Annotated in this window: 5 protein-coding genes; 3 read left to right on the forward strand and 2 right to left on the reverse strand. The window is 64.8% G+C overall.

Annotated elements, in window-relative coordinates; genetic code table 11:
- Window positions 1–2: 2 nt before the first annotated feature.
- Complete coding sequence (locus tag EYZ64_RS11285; protein ID WP_167857785.1) at window positions 3–2240, reverse strand: M20/M25/M40 family metallo-hydrolase; 2238 nt, start codon at window positions 2238–2240, stop codon at window positions 3–5.
- A gap of 110 nt (window positions 2241–2350) precedes the next feature.
- Window positions 2351–3529 (reverse strand): NAD(P)/FAD-dependent oxidoreductase, encoded by a 1179-nt coding sequence (locus EYZ64_RS11290; RefSeq protein ID WP_135453517.1) that lies wholly within the window; start codon window positions 3527–3529, stop codon window positions 2351–2353.
- Window positions 3530–3680: 151 nt separating this feature from the next.
- On the opposite strand from EYZ64_RS11290, the gene EYZ64_RS11295 reads away from it, so the two are divergent.
- From EYZ64_RS11295 to nrdF, 3 genes are all read left to right on the forward strand, one after another.
- Window positions 3681–4421 (forward strand): TetR/AcrR family transcriptional regulator, encoded by a 741-nt coding sequence (locus EYZ64_RS11295; protein WP_135453518.1) that lies wholly within the window; start codon window positions 3681–3683, stop codon window positions 4419–4421.
- Between the two features lie 80 nt (window positions 4422–4501).
- On the forward strand, window positions 4502–6043 hold the full coding sequence (locus EYZ64_RS11300) for a flavin-containing monooxygenase (RefSeq protein WP_135453519.1): 1542 nt from the start codon (window positions 4502–4504) through the stop codon (window positions 6041–6043).
- A 75-nt stretch (window positions 6044–6118) separates the two neighbouring features.
- Window positions 6119–7081 carry a class 1b ribonucleoside-diphosphate reductase subunit beta gene (gene nrdF / locus EYZ64_RS11305; RefSeq protein ID WP_064865507.1) on the forward strand — a complete coding sequence of 321 codons (963 nt, stop codon included), beginning with the start codon at window positions 6119–6121 and terminating at the stop codon, window positions 7079–7081.
- Window positions 7082–7099 lie beyond the last annotated feature (18 nt).

The raw sequence follows: 7099 nt of genomic DNA on the forward strand, positions 1-7099 counted from the left end.
CTTCAGGGTTCCGTGACGGTCGTGAACACCGCGACCGTGCTGTCCTGACGGTAGAAGATGTCCACCGGCGGATCGGCCAGATGCGAGTCCGGGAGCCAGCTGTAGTCGATGACCCGAACTTCGAGGGGCCCGGCCGGTACGGTGAGCTGCACCTCGATCCCGTCGGCAGGAACGGCCGAGAACTGAAAACCCTTCTGCGGCACCGGTGTGACGTCGCGTCCGGAGACACGCAGCGCCTGTGGTGGGCTGTCGTATCGCAGGGCGATGGAGTTCGCCCCGCGGGTTGAGCGCAACTGCAGTCCGACGGTGCGATAGCCGGAATCGGTGGTGTCGGAAAGGATCTCGGCACTGGGTGCGGTCAATGCGTGGACCGGAGCGGAGCCGCTGGCGAGCGCCTCGGGCCATAGCTCGGCGAACTGTATCCGTGGCGGGCTCGGCTCGACGAACTGTCGCGTCCAATGATCGGGCCGTTGCTGCGAAACCCACTGTGCCTCATGATGGTCAGCGTCGAGTGCATAGGACATCTGGGACATCAGCGGATGCCGATCATCGAAGCGGTCGACAGCCAGACCCGCGGCCGCCAGCACCACGGTGAGCGCCAGTGCCGTGGACGGAATGATCGCGATCCGGGCCGACGGCCAGGAGTGTGTGAGCGTCGGTAGCAACAGCGCGCCGATCAACATCACCGCCGGAGCCGTGAGGTACGGTGCGCCGGAGATTCCCGCCTGTAGTCCCGAGAATGCCATCGTGCCCAGCACTACCGCACCTGGAACCAGCAAGATCGTGAGTATGGGTAGCCGCCACGGATCTGGCACCACGAAGGTGAGCGAAACACCCAGCGCCGCAGTGAAGGCAGGTACGACGACCACGACCGCGGCCGCCGGTGCGATGGCCGTCGATATCGCGGCGATCACCGCTACGCCGCCCAGCAGTCCCGCGACGGTTGCCGACGCTCCGAACCACCGCCGAGACAGCGCATACCACGCGGCGAGTACGGCCACGCACAAGACGAGTACGGCCGCGTAGTAGAACTCGGGCCGGTACGGATCGACGAACAGCGAGCGGTACTGCGGCCGAATCGCGACGATCGCTTCCCACAGTCCGTAGACGGCGGCCATCGCGACCGGTACCGAAAGTACCGCCGTCGCCGCCGAACCGAGCGAGCGGACCATGCTCGCCTCACCGCTGCGCCGCATCCGCCACATCACCCAGCCGACGACGAGCACCGTGGTGACCGCGAGCACGATGATCACCCAGAGCGGCAGTATCACAAGCACTCCGAACGGCAGTGGGAAGTACGCGCTGTTCTCCTCTATGGATGTGCCGAGGTCGCGCTGACCGAAATCGCGGGCCAGTGCGAGGGTATTGTCACCGAACTGCTGCACGGTGGCGAGGTTGACATGGCTGGGATCGTCGAACGGATTGTGGTAGTAGGCATTCCGGCCGACGAACGCCCAATCGAGCACTTGCAGACCGCTGAGGTCGAGGGCGGCGAAATCGGTATTGCTGCCGGTCTGAGCGCCGGCCAGGGTAGTCGTCAGCGAGTCGGTATTCGGGTGCGGGGCAGCGCCTACCGCCCTGATCAACATGCTGCTCGGCCGGCTCGTCCGCCACATCAGCGGCGGGCCGCTCGCCCCACGGGCCTCGTGGTTGATGACCACTCCGCCGCGCGGATCGACGCCGCCCGATGCCACAAACGCCTCGGCGCCCAGTAGGCCGGGTTCCTCTGCATCCGTCAGCAGTACTACCAGGTCGTTACGCAGTGCCGTTGCGCTCGCCTGCAGCGCGCGTACGGCTTCCACGATGGTGGCGACTCCGACGCCGTCGTCATTCGCGCCGGGGCCCGACGGCACTGAATCGTAATGCGCCATCAGGTAAACGGTGCCGGTGGAGTCGCTTCCGGGTCGGTGCGCGACGATATTCCCCACGCGCGCCATGCCGAGCACGTCGTGTTTCAGCTGCGCGGGGTATCGGCCGACGCCATAGCGGATCTCGGTGTCCAAACCCAGATTTCGCAATTGGCCGACGAGATGTTCACGCACCCGGCCGTGTTCGGCGCTACCGACCGGATGCGGCCGCGACGCGATCGCATTGACCGTGTCGAGCGCGCGCTCGGCGCTGAACATCTCCATGGGCGCGGAGGTATCGCGGTGGCCACGCGGTTGCTGTTCCCATGCGGTGCCGGCTACTACTGCCAACAGGATCGCGAACGCCAGCACCCCGGACAGTCGACGGCCCACCCCACGATCGTATCCCCGTGAGGGTGGTCGGCCTGCTGCCCGGGGCCAAGCGCCTATGAACCACAGTCTGATTCGCATCGGCGCCGCGTCCCGAGAGCGTCCTCACGTGCCTACGTGTGTTGCGGACTCTGCGCCTTCTTGTACAGCGACTTGAGCAACATGTCGCGGAAGGTGTGGTTGTCCAACGCCTTCAGGCCCGCTCCCGCGACCGCGGGAATCCCGGCCAGCTTGTTGAAGAAGCGGCCCCGGCGGTATTCACGACCCCACGCGGCGCGCATCCGCTGCTCGTAGTTGGTGAAGTCATCGGGCCCGCCGTTGGTGAGCGCGGCGATCGCGCACTCGCCTGCGGTCAGCCCGGATTCGAGCGCCTTGGAGATGCCCGCACCGGACACCGGCTTGCCTGCGCCCAGCGAGTCACCGGCGAACAGCACACCGGGACGCCACGGCGGCCAGGCGGTGAAGCCCATCGGCAATCGCCAGGCCCGCACGCTCTTGTTCTTCTTGAGTTCCTCGATCGGCGGCAGTTCCCATTCGGCCGGCAGGGTCCGCATGAAGTCGCCGAGGAACTGGGTGGCGTTGATGGACTGCCAGTTCTTGTAGCTGTTGACATAGCCGAGGCCGATGTTGAACCGGCCGCCGCCCATCGGGAAGACCCAGCCGTAGCCCGGCAGTTGGTCACCCTGGAACATCAGCTTGAGGTAGATCTCGAAGGCATCGCTGTCGGGACGGTTGGCGTGCATCTCGGACCGGATGGCGATAGCTGAGTAGCCGTTGTACTCCGAGTCGATCTTCAGTGCGCGCTTGATGGGGGAGTAGGCACCGTCGGCCGCGATGACCGCGTCGCCGTAGACCTTCTCACCGCTCTTGAGCACCACGCCGACCACCCGGCCCGCGGCGTCGAACTCGGGCCCGGCCACCTCGGCGCCCTGGCGCACCTCGGCACCCGCCGACTCGGCGTGCTTGAGCAACAGCGTGTCCAGTTCGGTGCGGCTCACGGTGTGGCCGTGGTCGGGCATGCCGGGACGCCGCGGGAAGGACAGCTCCCACTCGCTGGGGCTGTACACCGTCACCTTGTTGACCCGATGGAACTTGGCGACCTCGTCGGCCAGTCCCATCTTCTGCAGGTAGCTCACCGCGCGGGCGGTCAGCCCGTCACCACACGGTTTGTCGCGAGGGAACTCCGCCTTGTCCAGCACCAATACTTTGGCGCCGGTTTGAGCGGCTTGCCACGCCGCTGCCGACCCCGATGGGCCGCCACCTGCTATGACCAGGTCGTATCGCTGCGTCATGAGCCTCGTCTCATTGGTTGACTGTGGCTGCGATAGTACCCAAGCGAGGTGTCGGCGGCTTGACGGGCGAACGCCCGGGTCAAACGGTAAAACCGCGTGTTGTAGGGCGGTCTGGGCAGGTCAGCGCTATCAGGGCGGGTACAGTGATCGCGTGCGGCGAACGTCGAGATCACATTCCAGCGATGTCCCGGGCGTCAAGGTTGACGCCCGCAGTGAGCGCTGGCGTGAGCACCGTAAGAAGGTGCGTTCGGAAATCGTCGAAGCATCGTTCAGGGCGATCGACCGGTTGGGTCCCGAGGTCAGCCTGAGGGAGATCGCCGAAGAGGCCGGTACGGCCAAACCCAAGATCTACCGTCACTTCGCCGACAAGTCCGACCTGTTCCAGGCAATCGGTGAGCGGCTGCGCGATATGCTGTGGTCGGCGATCTTCCCGGTGATCAACCTCGGCGCAGACCCGGCCCGGGAAGTGATCCGGCGCAGCGTCGAACAGTACGTGCGGTTGGTCGACGAACACCCAAATGTGTTGCGGTTCCTGATTCAGGGCCGGTTCGCTGAACAGAGCGAATCGACCATGCGGGCACTCAACGAAGGCCGCGGCATCACCCTGGCGATGGCCGACATGTTCTCCAACGAACTGCGCGAGATGGAACTCGACGGGGCCGCGATCGAACTCGCCGCTTTCGCCACCTTCGGGGCGTGCGCCTCGGCCACGGACTGGTGGCTGGGCACCGACGAGGACAGCCCGCGCCGGATGCCGGCCCAGGAATTCGTAAACCACCTGACCACGATCATGGTCGGTTCCATCAACGGCACCTGTGAACTGCTCGGCATCTGGATCGACCCGGACCTGCCGCTTCATGAGGGTGTCCAGCGTCGCCAGCACGCCAGCTGACCATTTCGTTGACAGTCGGGTCCCAGGTCCGGAGACTGGGAAGTATCCGGTACCGCCGTTCCCAGAAAAGGACCTGAGCTATGACGGCTGCCCAACCCTCGCCGCAGGGTCAGCAACCAATCCACACCCGCGCCCTGATCATCGGCAGCGGGTTCTCGGGGATGGGGATGGCGATCGAGCTGCAACGCCGCGGCGTCGATTTCCTCATCCTGGAGAAGGCCGACGAGTTCGGCGGCACATGGCGCGACAACACCTACCCGGGTTGCGCCTGCGACATCCCGTCACACATGTACTCATTCTCCTTCGAGCCGAAGGCGGACTGGAGCCACATGTGGTCGTTCCAGCCCGAGATCCAGGATTACCTGCTGGGTGTGGCGTCCAAGTACGGGCTGCGCCGGTACACCCGGTTCAACACCCATGTGGACCGCGCGCACTGGGACGACCAGGAGCTGCGCTGGCACGTGTTCAGCGACACCGGCCAGGAGTTCATCGCCCAGTTCCTGGTCTCGGGCGCCGGTGGCCTGCACATCCCGCAGATCCCCGATATCGAAGGCCGCGACGAATTCACCGGTGTGACTTTCCATTCCGCGCAGTGGGACCACAGTGCCGACCTCACGGGCAAGCGGGTCGCGGTGATCGGCACCGGTGCCAGCGCGATCCAGATCGTGCCTGCGATCGTCGACGACGTCGCCGAGCTGCACCTCTACCAGCGCACCCCGGCCTGGGTGATGCCCCGGGTGAACACCAAGTTCCCGCAATCGATTCGGCGCATGTTCAGCTATGTGCCCGGCACGCGTGCGGCGATGCGCGCGGCGATCTACTGGATCCACGAGGGCGTCGGCTTCGCCATGACGCAGCAGCCATGGCTGCTCAAGATCGGCGAGGCGATGGGGCGCTACAACATCAACCGCAGCATCAAAGACCCCGAGCTGCGTCGCAAGCTCACGCCGCGCTACCGCGCCGGGTGTAAGCGAATTCTCAACTCCGACACTTACTACCGCGGGATCGCCAATCCCAAGACCCAGGTGATCACCGAGTCCATCACCCGCATGACGCCGACCGGCATCGTCACCGCCGACGGCGTCGAGCATCCGGTCGACGTAGTGGTGTTCGCCACCGGCTTCCATGTCACCGACTCCTACACCTACGTCGACATCAAGGGTGCCGGCGGTGAGGATCTGGTCGACCGGTGGAACCGCGAGGGGATGGCCGCGCACCGCGGCGTCGCAGTGGCCGGCATGCCGAATCTGTTCTTCCTGCTCGGGCCCAACACCGCGCTGGGGCACAACTCGGTGGTGTTCATGATCGAGCAGCAGATCCGCTACGTGGGTCAGGCGATCGCCGCCGTCGACAAGGCCGGCGCCGAGGCGCTCTCACCCAACCCCCGCGCCCAGGCGGAGTTCAATGCCGAGCTGCAACGTGATCTGGCCGACACGGTGTTCAATACCGGAGGTTGCCGGAGCTGGTACATGGACGCCCACGGCGTCAACCGCACCCTGTGGAGCGGCATGACCTGGCAGTACTGGCTGGCAACGCGCAAGCTGGATCCCGCGGAATTCGATTTCCTCAAGGCTGGGCGCGACACGAAAACACTAGATGTTCCGGTCCCCGCGGGTGGTTAGCCCCAGGGGTAGTGTCATGGGTATCTGCTGGCAAACACAACGACCTGGTGAAATGAGGTTCCGGTGAGCGAAGGCATGAAGCTGATCGACCGCGTGTCAGCGATCAACTGGAACCGGCTCCAGGATGAGAAGGACGCCGAGGTCTGGGATCGGCTCACCGGTAATTTCTGGTTGCCGGAGAAGGTGCCGGTGTCCAACGACATCCCGTCGTGGGGAACGCTGACCGCGCACGAGAAGCAGCTCACCATGCGCGTGTTCACCGGTCTGACGCTGCTGGACACCATCCAGGGCACCGTCGGCGCCGTCAGCCTGATCCCCGATGCGCTCACCCCGCACGAGGAAGCCGTCTACACCAACATCGCGTTCATGGAGTCGGTGCACGCCCGCAGCTACTCCAACATCTTCTCCACCCTGTGCTCGACGGCTGAGATCGACGACGCGTTCCGCTGGTCGGAAGAGAACCCGAACCTGCAGCGCAAGGCCGAGATCGTCATGCAGTACTACAAGGGTGACGAGCCGCTCAAGCGCAAGGTGGCCTCCACGCTGCTGGAGAGCTTCCTGTTCTACTCGGGCTTCTACCTGCCGATGTACTGGAGCAGCCGGGCCAAGCTGACCAACACCGCCGACATGATCCGGCTGATCATCCGCGACGAGGCCGTGCACGGCTACTACATCGGCTACAAGTACCAGCGTGGGCTGGCCCTGGTCGACGAGGAAAAGCGTACGGAGCTCAAGGATTACACGTACGAGCTGCTCTTCGAGCTGTACGACAACGAGGTCGAGTACACCCAGGACCTCTACGACGAGGTCGGGCTCACCGAGGACGTCAAGAAGTTCCTGCGCTACAACGCCAACAAGGCGCTGATGAACCTCGGTTATGAGGCGTTGTTCCCGAAGGACGAGACCGACGTGAACCCGGCGATCCTGTCTGCGCTCTCGCCGAATGCCGACGAGAACCACGACTTCTTCTCGGGCTCGGGTTCCTCGTACGTGATCGGCAAGGCTGTCGTCACCGAAGACGAGGACTGGGACTTCTAGTCACGCGTTTTCCCGCCA

The organism is Mycobacterium sp. DL99, assembly GCF_004762045.1.
Lineage (GTDB): Bacteria > Actinomycetota > Actinomycetes > Mycobacteriales > Mycobacteriaceae > Mycobacterium.

Coding starts and splice junctions, on each gene's coding strand:
- EYZ64_RS11290 (WP_135453517.1), bottom strand. CDS start 3,529: ATGACGCAGCGATACGACCTGGTCATAGCAGGTGGCGGCCCATCGGGG.
- EYZ64_RS11300 (WP_135453519.1), top strand. CDS start 4,502: ATGACGGCTGCCCAACCCTCGCCGCAGGGTCAGCAACCAATCCACACC.
- nrdF (WP_064865507.1), top strand. CDS start 6,119: ATGAAGCTGATCGACCGCGTGTCAGCGATCAACTGGAACCGGCTCCAG.